General features: G+C 71.7%; 26 protein-coding genes and 1 pseudogene. 15 read left to right on the top strand and 12 right to left on the bottom strand.

Annotated features, from left to right (window positions below; all coding sequences use genetic code 11):
- From OUY22_RS04295 to OUY22_RS04310, 4 genes and pseudogenes are all read left to right on the top strand, one after another.
- Positions 1 to 497 (top strand): annotated as a pseudogene (locus tag OUY22_RS04295) (acetyl-CoA C-acyltransferase); the annotation flags it as partial.
- Entirely contained in the window at positions 498 to 1,172 is a 675-nt protein-coding gene (locus tag OUY22_RS04300) for an energy-coupling factor ABC transporter ATP-binding protein (RefSeq protein WP_270153405.1), read from the top strand.
- On the top strand, positions 1,169 to 1,774 hold the full coding sequence (locus tag OUY22_RS04305) for an energy-coupling factor transporter transmembrane component T family protein (protein ID WP_270153407.1): 606 nt from the start codon (positions 1,169 to 1,171) through the stop codon (positions 1,772 to 1,774). Before OUY22_RS04300 ends, OUY22_RS04305 begins: the two co-directional genes overlap by 4 nt.
- Before the next feature lie 28 nt (positions 1,775 to 1,802).
- A complete protein-coding gene (locus OUY22_RS04310) occupies positions 1,803 to 2,321 on the top strand; it encodes a P-loop NTPase family protein (protein WP_270153408.1) in 519 nt (172 codons plus the stop codon).
- On the opposite strand, the gene OUY22_RS04315 is transcribed toward OUY22_RS04310, so the two are convergent.
- Both OUY22_RS04315 and rplK read right to left on the bottom strand, forming a co-directional pair.
- Positions 2,322 to 3,266 carry a DNA polymerase domain-containing protein gene (locus OUY22_RS04315; RefSeq protein ID WP_270153409.1) on the bottom strand — a complete coding sequence of 315 codons (945 nt, stop codon included), beginning with the start codon at positions 3,264 to 3,266 and terminating at the stop codon, positions 2,322 to 2,324. It abuts the gene before it with no gap.
- Positions 3,267 to 3,323: 57 nt separating this feature from the next.
- Positions 3,324 to 3,749, bottom strand: a complete 426-nt coding sequence (gene rplK / locus OUY22_RS04320) for a 50S ribosomal protein L11 (protein WP_270153410.1) — start codon at positions 3,747 to 3,749, stop codon at positions 3,324 to 3,326.
- Positions 3,750 to 3,787: 38 nt separating this feature from the next.
- On the opposite strand from rplK, the gene OUY22_RS04325 reads away from it, so the two are divergent.
- Both OUY22_RS04325 and OUY22_RS04330 read left to right on the top strand, forming a co-directional pair.
- A complete protein-coding gene (locus OUY22_RS04325; RefSeq protein WP_270153411.1) occupies positions 3,788 to 4,702 on the top strand; it encodes a MerR family transcriptional regulator in 915 nt (304 codons plus the stop codon).
- The gene (locus tag OUY22_RS04330; RefSeq protein ID WP_270153412.1) at positions 4,699 to 5,292 is read left to right on the top strand and encodes a DUF305 domain-containing protein; all 594 of its coding nucleotides are present in this window, start codon (positions 4,699 to 4,701) and stop codon (positions 5,290 to 5,292) included. The genes OUY22_RS04325 and OUY22_RS04330 overlap by 4 nt, the downstream gene beginning before the upstream one ends.
- Before the next feature lie 55 nt (positions 5,293 to 5,347).
- Here OUY22_RS04330 and OUY22_RS04335 read toward each other — a convergent pair whose 3' ends face one another.
- Complete coding sequence (locus tag OUY22_RS04335; protein ID WP_270153413.1) at positions 5,348 to 7,474, bottom strand: carbon starvation CstA family protein; 2,127 nt, start codon at positions 7,472 to 7,474, stop codon at positions 5,348 to 5,350.
- Positions 7,475 to 7,483: 9 nt separating this feature from the next.
- Positions 7,484 to 7,810, bottom strand: a complete 327-nt coding sequence (locus OUY22_RS04340; RefSeq protein WP_270153414.1) for a hypothetical protein — start codon at positions 7,808 to 7,810, stop codon at positions 7,484 to 7,486.
- Between the two features lie 151 nt (positions 7,811 to 7,961).
- Between OUY22_RS04340 and OUY22_RS04345 the strand changes: the two genes are divergently transcribed.
- The 3 genes from OUY22_RS04345 to OUY22_RS04355 all read left to right on the top strand — a co-directional run bounded on the left by OUY22_RS04345 (position 7,962) and on the right by OUY22_RS04355 (position 9,272).
- Positions 7,962 to 8,243, top strand: coding sequence for a mycothiol transferase (locus tag OUY22_RS04345; RefSeq protein ID WP_270153415.1), 282 nt, complete (start codon positions 7,962 to 7,964; stop codon positions 8,241 to 8,243).
- A 105-nt stretch (positions 8,244 to 8,348) separates the two neighbouring features.
- Positions 8,349 to 9,086, top strand: a complete 738-nt coding sequence (locus tag OUY22_RS04350; protein ID WP_270153417.1) for an RpnC/YadD family protein — start codon at positions 8,349 to 8,351, stop codon at positions 9,084 to 9,086.
- Positions 9,087 to 9,119: 33 nt separating this feature from the next.
- Positions 9,120 to 9,272: a hypothetical protein gene (locus OUY22_RS04355; protein ID WP_270153418.1), complete on the top strand. Its 153-nt coding sequence runs from the start codon at positions 9,120 to 9,122 to the stop codon at positions 9,270 to 9,272.
- 185 nt (positions 9,273 to 9,457) lie between these two features.
- Here the strand turns inward: OUY22_RS04355 and OUY22_RS04360 are convergent, their stop codons facing one another.
- From OUY22_RS04360 to OUY22_RS04380, 5 genes are all read right to left on the bottom strand, one after another.
- Positions 9,458 to 10,222, bottom strand: coding sequence for an alpha/beta fold hydrolase (locus tag OUY22_RS04360; protein ID WP_270153419.1), 765 nt, complete (start codon positions 10,220 to 10,222; stop codon positions 9,458 to 9,460).
- A gap of 75 nt (positions 10,223 to 10,297) precedes the next feature.
- Entirely contained in the window at positions 10,298 to 11,305 is a 1,008-nt protein-coding gene (locus OUY22_RS04365; RefSeq protein WP_270153496.1) for a sigma-70 family RNA polymerase sigma factor, read from the bottom strand.
- Between the two features lie 73 nt (positions 11,306 to 11,378).
- Positions 11,379 to 12,806, bottom strand: a complete 1,428-nt coding sequence (locus OUY22_RS04370) for an aldehyde dehydrogenase (RefSeq protein ID WP_270153420.1) — start codon at positions 12,804 to 12,806, stop codon at positions 11,379 to 11,381.
- On the bottom strand, positions 12,803 to 13,000 hold the full coding sequence (locus OUY22_RS04375; RefSeq protein WP_270153421.1) for a 2-hydroxymuconate tautomerase: 198 nt from the start codon (positions 12,998 to 13,000) through the stop codon (positions 12,803 to 12,805). The genes OUY22_RS04370 and OUY22_RS04375 overlap by 4 nt, the downstream gene beginning before the upstream one ends.
- A 179-nt stretch (positions 13,001 to 13,179) precedes the next feature.
- Positions 13,180 to 13,353: a hypothetical protein gene (locus OUY22_RS04380; RefSeq protein ID WP_270153422.1), complete on the bottom strand. Its 174-nt coding sequence runs from the start codon at positions 13,351 to 13,353 to the stop codon at positions 13,180 to 13,182.
- Positions 13,354 to 13,423: 70 nt separating this feature from the next.
- Between OUY22_RS04380 and OUY22_RS04385 the strand changes: the two genes are divergently transcribed.
- Positions 13,424 to 14,281, top strand: coding sequence for an amidohydrolase family protein (locus OUY22_RS04385; protein WP_270153423.1), 858 nt, complete (start codon positions 13,424 to 13,426; stop codon positions 14,279 to 14,281).
- A 1-nt stretch (position 14,282) separates the two neighbouring features.
- Here OUY22_RS04385 and OUY22_RS04390 read toward each other — a convergent pair whose 3' ends face one another.
- Positions 14,283 to 15,059, bottom strand: a complete 777-nt coding sequence (locus tag OUY22_RS04390) for a CPBP family intramembrane glutamic endopeptidase (RefSeq protein WP_270153425.1) — start codon at positions 15,057 to 15,059, stop codon at positions 14,283 to 14,285.
- 123 nt (positions 15,060 to 15,182) lie between these two features.
- Between OUY22_RS04390 and OUY22_RS04395 the strand changes: the two genes are divergently transcribed.
- The 3 genes from OUY22_RS04395 (at position 15,183) to OUY22_RS04405 (ending at position 18,072) form a co-directional block, all read left to right on the top strand.
- Positions 15,183 to 16,268 (top strand): sensor histidine kinase, encoded by a 1,086-nt coding sequence (locus OUY22_RS04395; protein ID WP_270153427.1) that lies wholly within the window; start codon positions 15,183 to 15,185, stop codon positions 16,266 to 16,268.
- Positions 16,265 to 16,900 (top strand): response regulator, encoded by a 636-nt coding sequence (locus OUY22_RS04400; RefSeq protein ID WP_270153429.1) that lies wholly within the window; start codon positions 16,265 to 16,267, stop codon positions 16,898 to 16,900. The genes OUY22_RS04395 and OUY22_RS04400 overlap by 4 nt, the downstream gene beginning before the upstream one ends.
- A gap of 146 nt (positions 16,901 to 17,046) precedes the next feature.
- The gene (locus OUY22_RS04405) at positions 17,047 to 18,072 is read left to right on the top strand and encodes a 1-aminocyclopropane-1-carboxylate deaminase (RefSeq protein ID WP_270153430.1); all 1,026 of its coding nucleotides are present in this window, start codon (positions 17,047 to 17,049) and stop codon (positions 18,070 to 18,072) included.
- Here OUY22_RS04405 and OUY22_RS04410 read toward each other — a convergent pair.
- Positions 18,051 to 18,596 (bottom strand): dihydrofolate reductase family protein, encoded by a 546-nt coding sequence (locus OUY22_RS04410; RefSeq protein WP_270153431.1) that lies wholly within the window; start codon positions 18,594 to 18,596, stop codon positions 18,051 to 18,053. The genes OUY22_RS04405 and OUY22_RS04410 overlap by 22 nt on opposite strands.
- A 72-nt stretch (positions 18,597 to 18,668) precedes the next feature.
- Entirely contained in the window at positions 18,669 to 19,373 is a 705-nt protein-coding gene (locus OUY22_RS04415; RefSeq protein WP_270153432.1) for a helix-turn-helix transcriptional regulator, read from the bottom strand.
- 214 nt (positions 19,374 to 19,587) lie between these two features.
- Between OUY22_RS04415 and OUY22_RS04420 the strand changes: the two genes are divergently transcribed.
- Both OUY22_RS04420 and OUY22_RS04425 read left to right on the top strand, forming a co-directional pair.
- Entirely contained in the window at positions 19,588 to 20,091 is a 504-nt protein-coding gene (locus OUY22_RS04420; RefSeq protein ID WP_270153433.1) for a flavin reductase family protein, read from the top strand.
- Positions 20,092 to 20,288: 197 nt separating this feature from the next.
- Entirely contained in the window at positions 20,289 to 21,824 is a 1,536-nt protein-coding gene (locus tag OUY22_RS04425) for an ABC transporter substrate-binding protein (RefSeq protein WP_270153434.1), read from the top strand.
- Positions 21,825 to 21,828 lie beyond the last annotated feature (4 nt).

Consider the following 21,828-nt stretch of genomic DNA (forward strand, 5'->3'; position numbering starts at 1 on the left):
CCGCGTTCGTGCCCGGCGGCGCGGTGACCGCCGGCAACTGCTCGCCCAACAGCGACGGCGCCGCCGCGGTCGCCGTGGTGCCGGAGCGGCTGCGGGACGGCAGACCGGGGCTGCGGCTGGTGACCGGGGCGGTGGTGGGGTGCGACCCGGCGCTGCCCGGGTGGGGTCCGGTGCCCGCGGTGCGCCGGCTGCTCGCCCGTACCGGCGTGGAGCTGGAGCGGGTGGCGGCGGTGGAGATCGTGGAGGCGTTCGCCGCGCAGACGCTGGCCGTCACCGACGCGCTGGGGCTCGACCCGCTGGGCGCGGACGCCGCGCGGGTGTGCGCGGACGGCGGGGCGATCGCGCTCGGGCACCCGTGGGGGGCGAGCGGCGCCGTCGTGGTGACGCGGCTGTTCACCCGGCTGGTGCGGGGCGGGGCGCCGGCGGGGACGCTCGGGCTGGCGACGGCGGCGGTCGGCGGCGGGCTCGGCGTCGCCGCCCTGTTCGAGGTGGTGTGAGTGATCGAGCTCGCTGACGTGCACGTCAGGCTCGGGGAACGCGAGGTGCTGCGGGGCGTGACCGCCACGCTGACCGAGCGGCGGATCGGCGTCATCGGGGCCAACGGGTCCGGCAAGAGCACGCTCGCCCGGCTGTTCAACGGGCTGGCGCTGCCCACGTCGGGGGCCGTGACCGTGCTCGGCCACGACACCCGGCGGCACGCGGCCAGGATCCGGCGGCGGGTGGGGTTCCTGTTCACCGACCCCGACGCGCAGATCGTGATGCCGACCGTGGCCGAGGACGTGGCGTTCTCCCTGCGCCGCCACAAGCTCCCGGCCGAGGAGGTGCGGGCCAGGGTCGCGGCCGTGCTGGAACGGCACGGGCTGGCCGGGCACGCCGACCATCCGGCGCACCAGCTGTCGGGCGGCCAGAAGCAGCTCCTGGCGCTCTGCTCGGTGCTGGTGCTGGAGCCCGAGATCCTGATCATGGACGAGCCGACGACGCTGCTCGACCTGCGCCACTCCCGGCTGGTGGCCGAGCACCTGCGCGCGCTGCCCCAGCAGGTGGTGGTCGTCACCCACGACCTGCCGCTGCTCGCGGACTTCGACCGGGTGCTGGTGCTGGACGAGGGCCGGGTCGTGGCGGACGCGCCGCCGGACGAGGCGATCGGCCACTACCGCGGGCTGATGGCGTGAACGGTCTCACCGGCGCGTACGTGCCGGGCGACTCGGTCCTGCACCGGCTGCCTGCCGGGGCCAAGCTGGTGGCCCTGGCCGTGTCGTGCTCCGCGCTGCTCCTGCTGCCGTGGCTGTGGGCGATGGCGGTCGCGGCCGCCGTGGTCGCGTCGCTGTACGCGGTCGCGCGGGTGGGCGCGGCGGCGGCGTGGGCGCAGGTCAGGCCGGTCCGTTGGTTCGCGGCGGCGCTGTTCGTCATCCAGTTCGTCATCGCCGGTCCGCAGGCCGCGGTCCTCGTCTCGTCCAGGATCGTGCTGGCGGTCGCGCTGGCCGGGCTGGTCACGCTGACGACCAGGACCTCGGCCATGATGGCCGTGCTGGAGCGGGCCATGGCTCCCGGCCGCCGGGTGGGACTGGACCCGTTCCGGATGTCGCTGCTGCTCTCGCTCACCATCCGCAGCGTCCCGGTCATCACCCTGCTGGCCACCCGCGTGCGGGAGGCACAGCGGGCCAGGGGCGTCGAGTGGAGCGTGCGCGCGTTCGCGGTGCCGCTGGTGGTGGGGGCGCTCCGGCACGCCGACGCCCTGGGCGAGGCGCTCAGCGCCCGGGGTCTGGACGACTGACGCCCCTCCCGCCGTGTACCTTCGTCCGGTGCGCCGTATCTCTGTCGTGGGCAACTCCGGGTCGGGCAAGTCCACGATCGCCGCGGAACTGGCCCGGCGGCTGGGGGTGCCGTGGCTGGAGCTCGACTCGATCTACCACATGCCGGGCTGGACCCCGCGTCCGGTGGAGGAGTTCCGGGCCGAGGTCGACGCGTTCACCTCCGGGGACGGCTGGGTGGTCGACGGCAACTACTCGGCGGTGCGCGACCTCGTCTGGGCCAGGAGCGACACCGTGGTCTGGGTCGACCCGCCCAAGGCCACGGTGATGCGCCGGCTCTCCCTCCGGACGCTGTGCCGCATGGCGACCGGGGCCGAGCTGTGGAACGGCAACCGGGAGCGGTTCGGGTCCCTGTTCACGAAGGACGAGTCGATCCTGCGGTGGGCCTGGGACAATCACCGCAAGTATCGCGACCGCTACGCGAAGGCCGCCGTCGATCCGGCCTACGCGCACCTGCGGTTCGTCCGGGTGACGTCGCGCGACGACCTGGCCCGGGTCCTGGACGGCTGATCAGTCGCCGCGCCGGGCGCGGGCCCGGCGCTTGCCTTCGTGCATGGCCTGGACGCGGGCGACCGGGATGGTGTGGCCCTCCTCGACCAGGTCGGCGGGCAGCGACCGCGGCGGAGGCAGGCAGGCGGCCCACGGGTCGCCGTCGCCCAGCAGCCCCGGGGCGGTCCTGATGGTGAAGTCGCGCGGCGTCACCCGATCCAGCTCGTCCCAGGAGACCGGGAACGAGACCGGCGCGCCCGGCCGGATCCGCGGGCTGTAGGCGGACACCACGGTCGCCCCGCCGGCCCTGGTCGAGTCCAGGAACACCTTGCCCTGGCGGTCCTCCTTGATGAACGCGGTGGTGGCCAGGGCGGGGTCGAGCCGCTCGGCCCGCGCCGCGATGGCGCGGGTGGCCGCGGCCAGGTCGTCCAGGCCCGGCCCGGCCGCCACCGGCACGAACACGTGGACGCCCTTGGCCCCGGAGGTCTTGACCGCCCCGGCCAGCCCGGCCTGGCCGAGCGCCTCCCTGATCAGCCCGGCGGCCCGGACCACCAGGGAGAAGTCACCGCCCTCCGGCGGGTCGAGGTCGAGCACCAGGTGCGTGAAGTGGTCGCCGACGAGCAGGGCCGGATGGTATTCGACCGCCCGCTGGTTGGCGAACCACAGGAGCGTGCGCCGGTCGTCGCAGAGCGCGTAGGTCACCTGGCGGTGCGACGCCTCCGCCCAGATGGTCACCGTGCGGATCCACGAGGGGGCGTACTTCGGGAGGTTCTTCTGCATGAACGGAGGCTGGCCCGGCCGCACCCGCATGACCGACAGCGCCCGCCCGCGCAGCGCCGGGAGGATGCGCTCGCGCACCGCGTCGAGGTAGTCGACCAGGTCGCGCTTGGTGGCGTCGGCCCCGTCGAACAGCGGCTGATCGAGGTTGGTCAGCGCCACCCCGTCGCGCGTCTCATCGCTGGTCACCTCGCCCACGATAACCGGCGGCACGGACAGAATCGGGCCGCCGGCCGACCGCCCTGATCAGTCCTTGATCCGCAGTCCCATGGACCTGGCCGTACCTGCCACGATCTTGACCGCCTGGTCCAGGTCGTCGGTGTTGAGGTCGGGCAGCTTGGCCTCGGCCACCTGCGGGAGCTGGGCCGTGGTGACGACGCCGCCGCTGTGGTGGCCGGGCCGGGGGCTGCCGCCGCTCAGCCCGGTCACCTGACGGATGAGCGAGGCCGTGGTGGGCTGCTTGACCGTGATGTCGAAGGCCCGGTCCTCGTAGACCGTGACCACGGCGGGCACCACGTGGCCGCGCCTGCCGGAGGTCAGCTCGTTGTACTGCTTGCAGAACTGCATGAGGTTGATGCCGAGCGGCCCGAGGTCCTTGCCGACGGTCGCCGGGCCGGCCTCGCCCGCGTTGAGGTGCATGGTGACGACCCTGGTCACCTTCTTCTTCGCCATGCGGGCTAAGCTAAAGTCTCCTGTAACTGGAGACTCAAATGAATTATTCGATCGGCAAGCTGGCCGAGCTGACCGGCCTGACCGTCAAGACGATCCGGTTCTACTCCGACGAGGGCGTGCTGCCCGCCCCCGACCGCACCCCGGCGGGCTACCGCCGCTACACCGACGAGCACCGCGTCCACCTGGAGCTGATCCGCACCCTGCGGGAGATGGGCGTCGACCTGGCCACGATCCGCTCGCTGGACAGGCGCGGGCTCAAGGACGTGCTCGCCCTCCATCTGCGGGCGGTGGAGACCCAGCTCACCGCGCTGCAGCGGACCCGCGCCGTGCTGCGCGCCACGCTCGCCAAGGACGACCCGGGCGACGACGACCTGCGCCGGCTGCACACGCTGGGCCGGCTGGGCGCGAGCGAGATGGGCATGCTGCTGGACACGTTCATCGACGACGTGAGCGGCGCCCCGGCCCAGCGCGAGTGGCTGCTCGGCATGCGCGCGTGCATGGCCCCCGAGCTGCCCGAGGACCCCACGGCCGCCCAGCTCGACGCGTGGCTGGAGCTGCTGGACCTGCTGTCCGACGACGGCTTCCGGCGCAACCTGCGGGAGGCATCGGCGGACTTCTGGGCCCGACCGTACGCCCAGGAGACCTGGGAGCGGCAGAACGCCGCCCTGGCGCAGGAGGCGCTGCGCGCGGTGGAGGCGGGGACGCCGCCCGGCGCGCCCGAGGCGGTCCCGCCGCTCGAACGCGTCCTCGTCCTCATGGGCGGCGACCGCGACGCGATCCTGCGCGCCTTCGACGAGCACGATCCGCGCGGCGCCCGCTACTGGGAGCTGGTGGCGATCGTCCGAGGGCTGGAGCCGGGGCCGTCGCCGATGGCCGTCGCGTACGACTGGATCCACCGCGCGCTGCGCGCGCACCCTGAACTTTCCCCAAAGGCGGCGCGTACCTCTGGATGATCGAGCTTCACCGAGGGGAGATGGTGCGGGTGCGGACCCGCCTGCTGATCGCCGCCCTGGCTCTGTGCGTGCCCGCGTCGGCCGCGTGCGCGCCCGCCACCGGGGAGCCCGTGCCCGCCGCCGCGGCGCGGGACGCCGCGTACGGGGAGGCCGACATCCGGTTCGCCCAGGAGATGATCCCGCACCACCGGCAGACCATCCGGCTCGCCGAGCTGGCCGAGGGCAGGGCGCACAACCTGTACGTGCAGGAGCTCGGCAGGAAGCTGATCCCCGTCGAACAGGCCGACATCGACACGCTGGCGACCTGGCTGCGCGGATGGAGGCGGCAGGTGCCGCCCGACGACGCGAAGGCGGCCCATGCCATGCCCGGCATGGTGTCCGCCGAGCAGCTCGGCGTGCTGGAAGGGCTGTCGGGCGCGGCGTTCGACGAGTCGTGGCTGCCGGTGCTGTCCAGGCACCTGGCCTCCGGCGTCGAGATGGCCGAGACGGTGCTCGCGCGGGGCAGCCACCGGCCGACCCTGCGGCTGGCCAAGGAGATGATCGTCAACCAGCGGGCCACCATCGCGGAGATAGCCGAGCTGCTTGCCTGACCGGACCGGCAGGGCGGGCGGTCACCGGGTAGGACGCCCGCCCTGCCCGACCCGATCAGTCCGCCTTCGCCGGGCCGCCCGCCCCCGCCATCAGCTCGCGCTCCTCGCGCGTCGCGATGAGCCCGGACGGCGCCACGATCTTCGACTCCTCGTACGGGGCCTCCGTGTCGGGCAGCGGTTCGGTGGACCGGACGGCCCTGATCCAGACCCGGATCGCGTCCACGAGAATGACGATGACGAGGATCGCGAAGAACGCGGCCAGGACGCCGTTGACGGTCGAGTTGAAGGCGATCCGCTCCATGTCGCCGATCGACTTGGCCGGGGCCAGCACCTGCCCCTGGTCCAGAGCGGCCTGGTAGCGGTCACGCTGGGCGAAGAACCCGAGGCCCGGGTCGGGCGAGAACACCTTCTGGTAGCTCGCCGTCAGCGTGACCGCGACGTCCCACGCCAGCGGGACGCCGGTCACCCAGGCCCATTTCAGCCGCCCGCTCTTGATCAGCAACGTGGTGGCGACGGTGAGCGCCACCGCCGCGAGCAACTGGTTGGCGATGCCGAACAGCGGGAAGAGCTGGTTGATCCCGCCCAGCGGGTCGTTGACGCCCTGGTAGAGGAAGTAGCCCCAGGCCGCCACCACGATGGCGCTGGTCGCCACCAGCCCCGGCCACCAACTGACCCTGCTGACCGGCTTCCACAGGTTGCCCAGCGTGTCCTGCAGCATGAACCGGCCCACGCGGGTGCCGGCGTCGACCGTGGTGAGGATGAACAGCGCCTCGAACATGATCGCGAAGTGGTACCAGAAGGCCCTGAGCGCGTCCCCGCCGAGGAACCCGGAGAAGATCTCCGAGATGCCCACGGCCAGCGTGGGCGCCCCGCCGGTACGGGCGACCAGGGTCGACTCCTGCACCGCCGCCGCCGCGGCCTGCAACTCCTGGGGCGTGATGACGAAGCCCAGGTTGGTGACCGCCTCGGACGCCGTTTGGAGCGTGGGGCCGAGCAACCCCGCGGGCGAGTTCATGGCGAAGTAGAGTCCGGGGCTCAGGATGGACGCCGCGGTGATGGCCATGACCGCCACGAACGACTCCATCAGCATGGAGCCGTAACCGATCATCCGTACCTGCGACTCCTTCTGGATCAGCTTCGGGGTCGTGCCGGAGGAGATCAGCGCGTGGAACCCGGACAGCGCGCCGCAGGCGATGATGATGAACACGAACGGGAACAGCGACCCGGCGAAGACCGGCCCCTTGCCGTTGAACGCGAACTCGGTGAACGCGGTGTTCTGCATCGCCGGCATGGTGACGAGGATGCCGATGGCCATCAGCACGATCGTGCCGATCTTCATGAAGGTCGACAAATAGTCGCGCGGCGCGAGCAGCATCCACACCGGCAGCACCGCCGCGACGAACCCGTACGCGATCAGCCACAGCGACAGCGCCGACGGGCTCAGCGTGAAGAACCCGGCCCAGCTCGAGTCCTGCACCCAGCCGCCGGCCACGATGGCCAGCAGCAGCAGCGCGACGCCGACGACCGTGACCTCCACGACCTTCCCCGGCCGCAGCACCCGCAGGTAGAAGCCCATGAACAGGGCGATCGGGATCGTCATCGCGATCGAGAACACACCCCAAGGCGACTGCGCCAGGGCGTTCACCACGACCAGGGCCAGCACCGCCAACAGAATGATCATGATGGCGAAGACCGCGACCAGCGCCGCCGCCCCGCCCACCGGGCCGATCTCGTCACGCGCCATCTGGCCGAGGCTGCGCCCGTTGCGCCGCATGGAGAAGAACAGGATCACCATGTCCTGCACCGCGCCCGCGAAGATCACACCGGCGACGATCCAGATCGTGCCCGGCAGGTAGCCCATCTGAGCCGCCAGCACCGGCCCGACCAGCGGCCCGGCGCCGGCGATGGCGGCGAAATGGTGACCGAACAGGATCCGCCGGTCCGTGGGCTGGAAGTCGATGCCGTTGTCGAGCCGCTCGGCGGGCGTCGCCCGCCGGTCGTCGGCACGCAGCACCTTGCGCTGGATGAACCGGGCGTAGAAGCGGTACGCGATGGCGTACGAGCCGAGGGCCGCGGCCAGCAGCCAGACCGCGTTGACGTTCTCACCTCTGGACAGGGCGAGCACCGCCCACCCGGCGGCGCCCACGAGGGCCACCGCCGTCCAGATAATGATGGAGCGCACCTTCACCAATTACCTCCCATATATGGGACGGCCCAGGCAGCAGCGGAGTCCGGCGTCCGGTGGCAGATCGGAGGTGAAGCGCCGCCAGCGCCAGAGCGGGCGGCAGTCGATCGTCACGGGCAGCTCGACCAGATGCACCCAGGCGGAGGGGTGGGCGTACACCAGATCGGTCCCGAGCCTGCGCGCCCTGCGAGGCAACCGGGACCGCCGCAGCGGCCTGACCGAGAACTCCCCCGCGTCCGCACAGCAGAGGCCCGTGACGTGCCAGTCGAAGAAGATCACTTCGTCGTCGCGGAGGAACGCCTGTGCGGCGGTCGTGAGCGTGATGCGAGACATCTGGGGCTCCTGAAATGATTGGTGCTCAGGAAGCTAACGACGGCTTTACCCGGGTTGTCGATAACCGAAACACCCACCTGACCGGGGTAATCGCACCGAAACCGAGCCGTTAGAAACCCCGGCTGTCGGCGCCGTCTCGTACGGTGAGCCGGTGACCGAGAAGGAGATCCTGCGCGGGTGCCTCCAAGAGGTGCGCGACGCGATGCTGTTCAAGCTCAACGGGCTGAGCGACGCCGACGTGCGGATGCCCATGGTGCCGTCGGGGACCAACCTGCTCGGCCTGGTCAAACACCTGGCCGGGCTGGAGTACGGCTATCTGGGCGACACCTTCGGCCGGCCCGCGCCGGAGCGGATGTCCTGGATCCCCTCACCGGACGACCCCTACTGGCGCGACTACGCCGCCCGCATCCGCCGGGCCGCCACCGCGACCTGACCCGAGGACCGCTTCGCCGGCGCCCGCCACTCCGCTCATCCGCGTGGAGGACAGCACGTTAACACCCGGCCCTCCAGCGACTTCGAAGCCGACCTGGTCCTGGTCATGGGGCCGCCGCAGGAGCCGGCGCACGGGATCATCGTGGAGATCCAGCGCGACCGGTCCAAGAAGCCCCGCCAGCTCACCCGCTACGCCGCCGCGCTGTGGCTGTTGCTCAGATGCGACGTCACCGTCCTGGTGATCTGCCCTGAACGCAAGGACGTCGACCACTACGCCCGGCCGATCGACTCCGGCCTGACCGGCTATCGCCTGCAGGCGCGAGTAGTGGGCCCGGACGAGATCCCGGCCATCACCGATCCCCACCAAGCCGCGGCCCAGCCCGGGTTGTCGGCCATGGCCGTCATGGTCCACGGCCGTGATCGCAAGGTCGTCGAAGCCTTCGCCATGGCGATGGTCGAACTGCGCGACGAACACGCTCCGAAGTACTATGAATACGCTTACAGCATGGCCGCGCCCGAAATCCGGCGTCTCATGGAGGAAATCATGACGTCCACCGCCTGGCCCGTCTACAGCCCCTTCGCACGCGAGCACTACGGCCGAGGCCTCGAAGAGGGCCAGACTCTGGGAAAGGCAGAGGGCAAGGCGGAAGGCAAAGCAGAAGGCAGGGCGGAAGGCAAGGCGGAAGAGGCTGCCCGGCTGGTGCTGCTCGTGCTGGAGACTCGGGGGATGGAGATTCCCGACGAGGCCCGGGCCCGCGTCGCCGCCTGCACCGACCTGCGGCAGTTGGAAACATGGGCCACCCGCGCGGTCACCGCCGGGACCCTCGACGACCTGTTCGCCTGACCGCAGGCCTGCCTGCCGTCGGGGCTCTCCACGGTGGCGGCCCGCCGGCCGGAGTCGTACCGCCACCGCCACCCGCGGGTGCGCACCAGCAGCTCGCCGAGGTACGCGCCCGCGCCCGTGATCACGCTGTGGGTGACGTCGGCGGGCGACCGGTCGGCGGCGAAGGCGGCGATGGCGGCGCAGTAGTGGTCGAGCGCGTGGACGCACGCCGGATCCCAGTCGAAGGCGTACCCGTCCTCGCGGGTGTGGGCGACGAAGATCTCCGCGAGCTCGCGCATCGTCCGTGCCGTCTCCGCGTCGTCCGGCGGCGGTTCTTGATCATTCCTCTTGATCACGCCCGAAGGCTGTCACACCCGTACGACATTTCACCGTCATCCACCGGCAGCCCGGCGCACAGGCATCCAGGTGGGCTGGGGACCGGTGGTCAGGAAGTCCTCCACCAGCCTCGCGCAGTGCGCCGGCTGCTCGTGCAGCAGGACGTGGGAGGCGCCGGGGACGACGGCGAGATAGCCGTCGGGCAGGCTCCGGTACAGCTCCAGGGTGTGCTCCAGCGTGATGATGTCGTCGTCGGCGGCCATGACCAGCGCCGGGCAGGTCACAGCGCGGAGTTCGTCCGGCTTCAGCCCGCGTTCCTCCTCCACCGCCCGCGCGATCTTGGCCACCACGACCGGGAGGTGGTCGGCGCCGTCGGGCGACACCTCGGCGTACCTCTCCACCAGGGGCGGCGGCAGCGGCCCTTCGGCGGAGGGCCGCACGATCATGCCGGCCATGTCGAAGGCCCCGCTGATCAGGACCAGCCGTTCGACCAGGTCGGGGCGGTGCACGGCGACCCACAGCGCCACCGTCGCCCCGGCGCTGTAGCCGACCAGCCGCACCGGCCCCCCGACGACCTGGTCCAGGAACGCGATCGTGTCCCGCGCCATCACCTCGGCCGTGATCGGCCCCGGCACGTCGGCCGTGTGACCGTGACCGCGCCGTTCGGGCAGCAGCACCCGGAACCGGCCGGCCAGGCCGCCGAGGTTCCCGTCGAAGTCCCTGCTGTCGGAGAAGCCGCCGTGCAGCAGCACCACCGGCTCCCCTTCGCCGCGCTCGTCGTACCACATGCGCACGCCGTTGACCTCCGCGTAGTCGGCCATGATGCCGTCCCTTCGTCTTCTGTCCCGGTGACCGTCACCGGGGTACACAGGTCATACGAAGCGGCGGCCCGGAACTCATCGCACCCGGGCCGGGGACTCCAGCACGCCGGGCAGGCCGAACAGCGGGAACAGCCGGTCGGCGTCGAGGTGGTTCGTCACCTCCGCGATCAGCCCGCCCGACAGGGTGAGCACCACGAGCGCGAACGGCGCCTGCCTGCCGTCCGGTCCCGGTCGGTACTGGGCGAACGCGGGCGAGCCGTTGGCCGCGCACGGCACCAGGCGCGCGCCCGCGCAGGGGCGCCCGGCGGAGAGCAGCGCCCGGCGGATCTCCGCCCGCCCGCGCAGCCACCACGGGAACGGCGGCATCGACATGACGGCGTCCTCGTGCAGCAGGGCCATCATGGCCTCGACGTCGTACCGCTCGAAGGCGTCGCAGTAGCGGGCGAGGAGGAGCCGCTGCGCCTCGTCCATCGGCTGGTAGGGGTCCTCCGCGCTCAAGGAGGCGGCCTTCAGCTTCGTCCGGGCTCGTTGCAGCGCGCTGGTGACGGACGCGACGGAGACGTCGAGCAGCCGGGCGACCTCGTCCGCCGGGCAGCACAGCACGTCGCGCAGGATCAGCACCGCCCGCTGGCGGGGCGGCAGATGCTGCAGCGCGGCGATGAACGCCAGCCGGATCGTGTCGCGCTGCGCGGCCAGGTCCGCCGGATCGCCGCCGGCGGGCAGCACGCGGCCGTCGGGGACGGGGCGGACGAAGGCGTCGGGCGGGAGCGGCGGGCCCAGGTCGGGACCGGCCTGGGCGGACGGCCCGAGGTCGATCGCGCGGGCCCGGCGCCGCGCGCCCCGCAGCAGGTCGAGGCAGACGTTGGTGGCGATGGCGTAGAGCCACGACCGCATCGGCGCCCGGTCCTCGTCGAACCGGTCGAGACTCCGCCAGGCGCGCACCAGGGTCTCCTGCACAGCGTCCTCCGCCTCGAAGGGCGAGCCGAGCATCCGGTAGCAGTAGCCGGTCAGGGCGACCCGATGCCGCTCCAGCGGGTCCGATCCGTCCGTCTCAGGCATGCCCGCCCTTTCCTCGCGTGGCAGGGAAGCCCGCGCCGAGCGGGCACGCAGGCGAGGCTAGCGCCGCCCTCCGACAGCTTCCGCGGTGCGCCGAGGGTCAGGTCCCGGAGATCTGCATGACCACCGCCTTCGGCTCGGTGAAGAACTCGCGGCTGAAGTCGCCTCCTTCGCGGCCGATGCCCGAGTCGCCGACGCCGCCGAACGGGGCGCGCAGGTCCCTGACGAAGAAGCAGTTGAGCCAGACCGTGCCCGCGCGCAGCGCCGCGGCGACGCGGTGGGCGCGGTTGACGTTCTCGGTGAACAGCATGGCGTTGAGCCCGTACCGGGTCGCGTTGGCCGCGGCGACGGCCTCGGCCTCGGTGTCGAAGGGCTGGACCACGACGACCGGGCCGAAGATCTCCTCGCGCCAGTGGCGGGCGGACGGGTCCACGTCCGCGAGCACGGTCGGCCGGATCGACCAGCCGTCGCCGAGCCCGCCGGTCAGCATGGTGCCGGGCGCGTCCTCGACGTAGGAGCGGACCTTGGCGTAGTGGGTCTCGCTGGCCAGCGGGCCCAGCTCGGTGGCCGAGTCCTTGGGGTCGCCGGTGCGCAGCGACTCGGCCTTCTTGACGAACCGGTCCAGGAACTCGCCGTAGACGGCCCGCTCGACGTAGAGCCTGCTGCCGGCCAGGCAGACCTGCCCGGCGTTGCGGAAGATGGCCTCGGCGGACCAGTGGACGGCGTTGTCCAGGTCGGCGTCGGCGAACACCAGGTTGGCGCCCTTGCCGCCGAGCTCCAGGCTGACGGGCGTGAGGTTGGCGGCGGCGGCGCGGGTGATGGCGCGGCCGGTCGCCGACTCTCCGGTGAACGTGACGCGGTCCACCCGCGGGTCCTCGGTGAGCGCCTGGCCCGCGGAGTCGGGGCCGTAGCCGTGTACGACGTTGAGCACGCCCGGCGGCAGCCCGGCTTCGAGTGCGAGCCTGGCCAGGAGGGTGGCGGAGACGGGGGTGTCCTCGGCGGGCTTGAGCACCACCGTGTTGCCCCAGGCCAGCGCGGGGGCGATCTTCCAGGACTCCAGCATGAGCGGGAAGTTCCACGGCGCGATGGCGGCGGCGACGCCTGCGGGCTCGTAGCGGGTGTAGGCGTGGTGGCCGGAGTCCATCGGCAGCGCCTGTCCGGTCGACAGGCGGGCGTGGTCGGCGAAGAAGCGCAGGTTGGCGGCGGCGCGCAGCACGTCGTTGCCGCTCTGGGTGACGGGTTTGCCCATGTCGCGGGTGTCGGCCAGGCCCAGCTCGGCGCGGTGCTCCTCGACCAGGTCGGCGAGCCGGTGCAGGATCCGGCCGCGCTCGGCGAAGCCCATGCGCGGCCACGGGCCCTCGTCGAACGCCCGCCGCGCCGCCGTCACCGCCCGCGCGGCGTCCTCGGCCCCGCCGAGCGCGACCTCGGCCCACGGCTCCCGCGTCCACGGGTCCACGCTGGGCATGCGCCGCCCGTCGAGCGACCCGGTCTCCTCGCCGTCGATGACGTGCCCGTAGAAGTCGCTCATGAGCGCGGTCCCCTCTCCTCGATGGTGACGTCCCCGGCGGCCCAGTGGGTCGGCGGGATCTCCCGTACGATCACACGGACGCTCTCCTTGGGCGAGCCGACGGAGGCGACGACGGCCTCGGTGACGTTGGAGATGAGCGCGCGGATGGTCTCGGCCGGGCGGCCCTGGACGAGGGTGACTTCGACGAGAGGCATGGACACCACCTGGTGAGGATGCGGCGAGTGGCCGGGCCGGCTCGCCCACGTTGAGCGGCCGATCGGCCCGGTGGAGGACGGTGAGGAGGTCGAGCCGGCCGACCGTCAGCCCGCGGGGTCCTGAAACCGGCTGCTCGGCCCTCTGGTCATGCGAGAACGTCGGTATTCGTGGGGATTGATTATAGATCACCCCTCGGTCCCGCCGCCGTCAGCGGAAGGGGCAGGACGTGCAGCACCGGGGCCAGGTGGAGCAGGGTGCCCAGCGTGCCGGCGACCACGAGGAGCCGCCCGCCGTCGCGCACCGACGCCCTGCGCACGGCCGCCTCACGCCGTGACGGTCCGGTCGCGATCACGCCGCCCGTGATCGGGTACGCAGTAAGGTGAACAGCCCGCGCGACCGTCACCCCCCGCCCCGGAGCCGTCATGAACGTCGCCGATCTCGTCGCGATCGACGTCCACACCCACGCCGAGGTCTCAAAAGACGGGCACGAGTCACTCAGCCCCGAGCTGCTGCGTGCCTCCGCCGCGTACTTCAAGGACCACCCCCGGCCCACCATCCCCGAGATGGCCGCCTACTACCGCGAACGCCGGATGGCCGCGGTCGTGTTCACCGTCGACGCCGAACACGCCACCGGACACCCGCCCATCCCGAACGAGGAGGTCGCCGAGAGCTGCGCCGAGCACCCCGACGTGCTCATCCCGTTCGCCGGCGTCGACCCGTGGCGGGGGCGCGCCGGCGCCCGGCAGGCCCGCCGGCTCGTCGAGGAGTACGGGGTGCGCGGCTTCAAGTTCCACCCGAGCATCCAGGGCATCGCGCCCAACGACCCGATCGCCTATCCCCTGTACGAGGTCATCGAGGAGCTGGGCGTCCCGGCGCTGTTCCACACCGGCCAGACCGGCATCGGCGCCGGCCTTCCCGGAGGCGGCGGCATCCGCCTGAAGTACTCCGACCCGATGCTGGTCGACGACGTGGCCGTGGACTTCCCCGAACTGCGGATCATCCTGGCGCACCCGTCGTTCCCCTGGCAGGACGAGGCGCTCGCGGTCGCCACCCACAAGCCGTACGTCCACATCGACCTGTCGGGGTGGTCGCCGAAGTACTTCCCTCCCCAGTTGGTCCGGTACGCCAACACGCTGCTGAAGGACAAGGTGCTCTTCGGCTCCGACTACCCGGTCATCACCCCGGACCGCTGGCTGGCCGACTTCGACAAGCTCGACATCAAGCCGGAGGTCCGTCCCCGCATCCTCAAGGAGAACGCCGCCCGCCTCCTCGGCCTCTGATTCAGGCGGTCACCCGGTCACCCGTCCGGGCCCTTGAGGACAGCAGCCCCCGGCCCCTGAGCAGCACGAGTCCCGCCAGCGTGAGCATGACCGTCTGCAGCACCAGCATCACCCCGAACTCCTCAGGCCGCAGGGGCAGCGCCCGCATGCCCAGGTGGACGCCGAGGTGCGCGCCGACCGCCATCCACAGCCCGCCGCTCCACACCCGCGCCGCCGTGCACGCGAAGCCCAGCGACACCGCCATGACCACGTAGAGCAGCCGTTCGGCGAGGCTGTCGGCGGCGCTCTGGGAGACGATGTGCAGGACGCCGAACCCGGCCGACAGGACGATCAGCAGCGCCCGGGGCGACAGCCGGTCCGACAGCGTGTCGTAGAGGTGGCCGCGCCAGAGCAGCTCCTCAGGGAAGGCCTGGCCGAGCAGGACCACGAGGGCGGCCAACGGCAGCTGGGCGTAGATCGCGGGGTCGACCGGGATCAACGCGGACGCGCCCAGCGCGAGGGAGAGCCCGTTGGCGGCCAGCACGGGCACCGCGCCCGCGAGCACGCCGAGCAGGAGGTGCGAGGGGTTGCGCCAGCCCAGCGCCCGCCACGGCCGCCGGTCGAGGAAGCGGCGGACGAGGTAGACCAGCAGCAGTCCGACGAGCGTGACGCCGAGCGCGCCGAACAACGGTCGCAGCGGGTTCGCGCGGTCCAGGAGCAGCAGCGCGGGTATGGCTCCGACGAACGCCTGAACGAGCATGACGACCATGGCGAGCAGCACGGACCAATGAGTCTTCATCCGGTGAGGCTACGAACGCGCGGGCGGGCGCCGCATCGAGCCGGAGATAGAGATCGCCATGACGAAAGTCATGGTGACTCCCGTGGGATCACAAGCGCCCCCGCAGGATCGTACATTCGATCCATGGCGTGGTTGCGCGACCCCGATCGCCCGGTTCTCCTCAGCGTGGTGTTCTGGGTGGTGCTCGCCTTCACCGTCGCGATCAACCTGGCGATGGTCAGCAGCGTGCTCGACCGGGTCCTGTTCTTCGCCACCGTGGCGCTGCTCGGCGGGCTGTGGCTGGTAATGCCGTGGCGGCCGGGCCGGGGCCGGCGGCTGGTGGCCCCCGCCTTCCTGCTGGGGACGCTCACGCTCGGGCTCACGGGAGCGGTCGGCACGCACGCGCCCCTGCTGCTCATCGGCGTGGCCAACCTCGCCTTCGTGTACGGGATGCGGGTCGCCACCGCCATCCTCGTCTCGTTCGGTCTGATCATGTTCGCCGTGGGGCCGATCTTCTACGGCGCCACGCTCGTCCGGGCGCTCACCGAGCTGGCGCTGATCGCCGTGCTGGCCACCTTCTCGATGGGCATGGCGTCGGCCGTGGTGCGGGCCCGGCAGCTCGCCGACCGGGTGCGCGAGCTGACCGTCGCCGAGGAGCGGGCCAGGATGGCGGCGGAGATGCACGACTCGGTCGGCCATCACCTGACCGTGATCAAGGTGGGGCTGGAGAACGCCGAGCGCTTCCGCCACCGCCGTCCCGAAGCCGCCTGGGAAGAGGTGCGCCAGGCCAAGGAGCTCACGGTCGCGGCGCTGGCCGACGCCAGGCGGTGGGTGCGGGCGCTGCGCCCGCTCCCGCTCAACGGCCATCTGGGCAGCGACGCGCTGCGCCTGCTGGCCGCCTCCTTCGCCGGCACCGGCGTCTCGGTCTCGTTCGAGGTGGCGGGCGCCGAACGGGCGCTGGAGCCCGACGCCGAGCTGGTGCTCTACCGGGTGCTGCAGGAAGGGCTCACCAACGCCCTCCGGCACGCCGAGGCCGAATCCGTACAGGGCACACTCTCGTTCGAGAAGGGGAAGGTCGTGCTCGTGGTCGCCGACGACGGCAAGGGTCATGAAGAGGGTCACGGTTTCGGGCTGAGCTCGCTGACCGAGCGGGTCAGGGCGCTCGGCGGCACGCTCACCTGCGGCAGCGCGTCCAAGGGCTTCGAGCTGCGGGCGGAGCTGCCGTCGTGAGCCCGGTGCGGGTGCTGCTGGTCGACGACCAGGAGCTGATGCGGCAGGGTCTGCGCAAGCTGCTGGCGATCGAGGAGGACATCGAGGTCGTGGGCGAGGCCGCCGACGGGGAGGCCGCGCTGGAGGTGATCGGCCGGATCCGCCCCGACGTGGCCCTCGTGGACGCCAGGATGCCGCGGATGGACGGCGTGGAGCTGATCAACCGGCTGACGGTCGAGCATCCCTCGGTGGCGGCGATCGTGCTCAGCACCTTCGACGAGGACGAGTACGTCTTCGGGGCGCTGCGCGGCGGCGCGGCCGGCTACCTGCTCAAGGACTGTACGCCCGACGAGCTGGTGTCGGCCGTGGTGCGGGCGAGCCGCGGCGAGACCGTGCTGAGCAGCGTGGTGGCCGCCCGCCTGGTCGCCAACCTGCGCCGCGCCCCCGCTCGCGGCACGTTCCCCGGCCAGGACCTGCTGTCGGCCAGGGAGCTGGAGGTGGCGCGGATGGTGGCGGCCGGCGCCGCCAACCGGGAGATCGCCGCCCGGCTGTTCATCACCGAGGGCACGGTGAAGAACCACGTCTCCAGCGTCCTGCGCAAACTGGGCCTGCGTGACCGCACCCAGCTGGCCCTTCACCTCACGGACCGCTGAGGCGGGTCCTCCTCCGGCTCGGGCTCCTCGAGCTGGCGTGTGTCGTCTACCTGCTCCGGGCATCCTGCGGGAGTGAGACGGCTCTTGACAGTCGGCGGCGTGGCGCATGCAATATATTGCACATCGCCTATTCGAGGAGCCACGGCGTGTCCATCGACGACTTCGAGCGCTACCCCCTGACCTTCGGCCCGAGCCCCGTCCACCCGCTGGAGCGCCTCAGCGACCACCTCGGCGGGGCCCGGATCTGGGCCAAGCGGGAAGACTGCAACAGCGGCCTGGCCTTCGGCGGCAACAAGACCCGCAAGCTGGAGTACCTGGTCCCCGACGCCCTCCGTCAGGGTGCCGACACGCTCGTGACCATCGGCGGCGTCCAGTCCAACCACACCCGCCAGGTCGCGGCGGTCGCGGCCCGGCTCGGGCTCAAGGCCGTTCTGGTCCAGGAGAGCTGGGTCGACTGGCCCGACGCGGTCAACGACAAGGTGGGCAACATCCTGCTGTCGCGGATCATGGGCGCGCAGGTCCGGCTCGTCGAGGCGGAGTTCGGCATCGGCTACAAGGACAGCTGGACCGAGGCGATCGAAGGCGTCCGGGCCGCCGGCGGCACCCCGTACGCCATCCCGGCCGGCGCCTCCGACCACCCGCTCGGCGGGCTGGGCTTCGCCCACTGGGCCGACGAGGTGCTGCGGCAGGAGCGCGAGCTGGGCGTCTTCTTCGACACCGTCGTGGTGTGCAGCGTCACCGGCAGCACCCAGGCCGGCATGATCGCCGGGTTCGCCGCCCAGGACCGTCCCCGCCGCGTCCTGGGCATCGACGCCTCCGCCAGACCCGCCGAGACGCGGGCCCAGGTGGAGAAGATCGCCCGCGCCACCGCCGAGCTCATCGGCCTGGGCCGGGACCTGCGCGACGACGAGATCACCCTGCTCCAGGGCTGGGCGGGCGACCTCTACGGGGTCCCGGTCCAGTCCACCGTCGACGCCATCCGCCTCACCGGCGCCCTCGAAGGGGTCGTCCTGGACCCGGTCTACGAGGGCAAGTCCATGGCCGGCCTCATCGACCTCGTACGCGACGGCGACATCCCCCGCGACGCCAACGTCCTGTACGCCCACCTCGGCGGCCAGCCCGCGCTCAACGCCTACAGCGGCGTGTTCCGTCAGTCGGTGTCCGGGGTGTAGGTCAGGTGGAGCACGCCGGTCTGGAAGGTCTCGGACCTGACCAGCTTCAGCGGGTGGGTCGGCGTGTCCTCGAACAGCCGCTGACCGCGGCCGACGGCGATCGGGTGGACGAGCAGGCGCAGCTCGTCGAGCAGCCCGTTCGCCAGCAGCCAGCGCACGGTCGTGGCCGAGCCCGACATCTGGATGTTCCCGTCGAGCCGCTCCTTCAGCTCGCGCAGCGTGGCCGCGACGTCGCCGGTGACGAGGGTGGTGTTGGTCCAGTCGGCCTTCTCCAGGGTGGTGGAGAGGACGTACTTCGGCGTGCCGTTGATGATCGCGGCGACGTCCTGGTCCTCGCCGGTCGTCGTCCAGTACGCGGACCACTCCTCGTACAGCCTGCGGCCCATCAGCATCGCCGCCTGGTCACGCATCCCCGCCTCGACCACGGCGCCCATCTCATCGTTCCAGTACGCGAAATGCCACTGGTCCGGCGCCTCCACCACGCCGTCCAATGAGATGAAAAAGTTGGAAATGATTCTCGCCATCGCTCCGGCTCCTCCGTCAGGTCCGCACGGCCTGCGCCGTACGGACTGCCGACCCTAGGCAGGAGGGGGCGCTCAGGTCTTGTACAGAAGCGACAGCGGCTCCACCGGGTCGCCGTCGCCGAGCCGCGTGGCGGTGCGGCCGATGTAGCGCGTCAGCGACCGGGCGAGATGCGGCTGGTCGAAGTATCCGAGCCGGTCGATCACGTCGGGGATCGGCGTCCCCTCCTGGATCAGGACCGCCGCCCGCCGGGCGCGTTCGATCTGCCGGATGGCGACCCGGGTGAGACCGGTGGCGGCCACGAAACGCCGCTGGACGGTCCGCTCCGACAGGCCGGGCGACTCGCCGCGCAGCACCGCGGCGACGACCGGGTCGCGGTCGAGCACGTCCTCGCGGGCCAGCCGCCGGACGAACGCCTCGGCGTTGTCGTAGTCGGGCAGCCGCCACGTGGAGCCCTTGAGGCTGAAGGACCTGCGTGTCGCGTCGGGAAGGTCCGCGTACCGGTCGACGAGCCGGTGGAAGGGGAGGTGCGGCATCCAGCTTCCGGGAGAGAAGGTGATCCCGAAGAACGTCGCGTCCTCCGGCACCGGAGCCGCGCTCGCCTTCGTCTCCGGCCCGCGCACCGCGACGCTGACCTGGCCGCGGTGTTCCCAGACGACCAGCTCTCCGCAGGTGATGGCGACCGACGTCATCCGGTCCAGGCCGCCGCTGCTGGTGCTGCGCCACACCCGCTCGATGTACGGGGAATCGGACGATCGGCTCTCGACCTCCAGACCCATCCGACCATCCCCTTCCACCGGGTGGAACGCCGCAGCGGCCAGGCCCTTCCCACCTTACGGCGCGGCCCGCGAAGGCGCCCGGCCCGGAGGGCTCCCGGCGGGCTCCCGGAGGGCGGGAAACAGCCCTCCGGGACGGCGACGCATTGACACCTAGAATGCCGCTCGTTACCGTCAGCGGTACAACGTTTCCTATAGCGGAACGGCGGTAGCCTCGGTGGACCCCATCCTCCTGCGCGAGGTACTGGCCCAGTGGGCGAGCGGCGTGGTGGTGGTCGCCACCGTGACCGATGCGGGCAGACGGCACGGCATGACGGCCAGTTCGTTCAGCGCCGTCGCGCTCGACCCGCCCCTGATCTCCGTCTGCCTCACCACGACCAGCACCACGCACCGGCTGATCGAGCGGAGCGAGATCTTCACCGTCAGCATCCTGAGCCACGAGCACGAGCCCATCGGACGGCGGTTCGCGGGCGGCAAGCCGGCAGCCGTGGACCACTTCGGCCCGGAGCGGTGGGACGCCGCCAAGACCGGCGCCCCCGTCCTCGCGGACGCGGCCGGCTGGCTGGACTGCCGCGTGGCGGCCAGGCACGAGGCGGGCGACCACACGATCGTCCTGGGCGAGGTGCTGGCCGCGGGCGTGCCGCGCCGGACCGCGCCGCTCATCTACCACGCCCGCGCGTTCCGGGAGCTGCGCGACGCGGCCCGGGGGACCGTCCCCTGACCGGCGCGCGACGGCCTCCGGTGCGCGCCCGGCGGGGCGAGCGCGGCCGGTTTCCTCACCGTGCCCGGCCGCCGGACGTGATCCCTCCTCACGCGCCTTTCCGAGTGGCCCATGCCTCTTGACGCTCCCGACCCTCCCACCTAAGTTTCCTTCAACGGAACAGCGTATCTCTAAGAGATACAGGAAAGGGTGGCGTCGTGGAACTCACTCGCCGAAAGGTCCTACGCATTGGCGGGCTGGCTCTCGCCGCGGCCGCAACCGGGTGCGCGACCTCACCGAAGCAGACCTCCACCGGGACAACCGGCACCGGAGCGACCGGCGCGGCCGACGCCCCGCTCGTCGTCGCCTCCTCCGCGATCACCAACTCCCTCGACCCGGCCGCCGCGCTCTCCAACGTGGGCGCCACCTTCACCGCGCAGGTCTACGACCCCCTGGTCACCTTCGGCGACGATGGGAAACTCGCACCCGCCCTGGCCACCGCCTGGCGCTCGATCGACGACCGCACGATCGAGTTCACGCTCCGCGAGGGGGTGACGTTCCACCGGGGCGGCGCCTTCGACGCCGCCGCGGTCAAGGCCAACATCGACCGGCTGCTCTCCGGCGACCCGGCCTTCGCGTTCCGCGCCGGGCAGATGGGCACGCTGTCCGGCGCCGAGGTCGTCGACGCGGGCACCGTACGGATCACCACGAAGGAGCCGGACCCCGTCCTGCTGAACCGCCTGGTCCGGCTGAGCATCACCGACCCGGCGATCTTCAAGGAGAAGCCGGGCTCCGTCGCCTCCGGCACCGGCCCCTTCCGGGTGACCGCGTACAGCCCGGCCAAGAGCATCGACCTGGAGGCGTTCCCGGAATCCTGGCGCAAGTCCGAGACCGTCAAGAAGGCCCGTGTCGTCGCCATCCCCGACCCCGGCACGCTGACCACCGCCCTGCGCACCGGCGAGGTGGACGGCGCCTACGGCCTGCCGCCCTCCGTGGCGGCCCAGCTCGCCTCGTCGTTCACGGTGAAGCCCGTCACCGCCGGGTCCTGCGCGGTGCTGAGCATGATCGGCGACGTGGAGCCCAAGCTGCGCGACAAGCGGGTACGGCTCGCGCTCAACCTGGCCGTGGACAAGGAGGAGTTCGTCAAGTCCGGGCTGTCGGGCTACGGCAAGGTGCCCAACGGGCAGCTGCTCCAGCCGGGCTTCGCCGGCTACGACCCCTCGCTCGAAGCCTTCCCCTACGACCCCGACCGGGCCAAGGCCCTGCTCAAGGAGGCCGGCGCCGAGGGCCTGACCCTGAACATCGCCACCACCGCCCTGTTCAAGCAGCAGGCCGAGATCACCGCCGGCTACCTCGCCAAGGTCGGCATCACCTCGGAGGTGGTCCTCCAGGACCTCTCGGCCTTCATCTCCACGCTGCTGAAGAAGAGCGAGACCCCCCTGATCTACTGGCAGACCGACTACTTCGACCTGCGCGACATCGCCGGGGTCAGCCGCTTCGGGCCGCAGCCCGAGGGCGTGCAGAAGCACGTGGACGACGAGGAGTACGTCAAGCTCTTCGCGCAGGCCGCGGCCGAGCTGGACCCGGCCAAGCGCGAGGAGACCATCAAGGCGATGGCCGGGCGGCTCCACGACGAGGCCGGGGTCGTCTTCCTGGCCTGGCCCGAGACGGTCTACGTGCACTCCGCCAAGTCGGATCTCAAGCTCAACGTCGACGGCAACGTGCTGTTGTCCGAGTCCAGGAAGGCGATATGAGGTC

This window comes from Nonomuraea corallina, assembly GCF_027620315.1.
Classification (GTDB): domain Bacteria; phylum Actinomycetota; class Actinomycetes; order Streptosporangiales; family Streptosporangiaceae; genus Nonomuraea; species Nonomuraea corallina.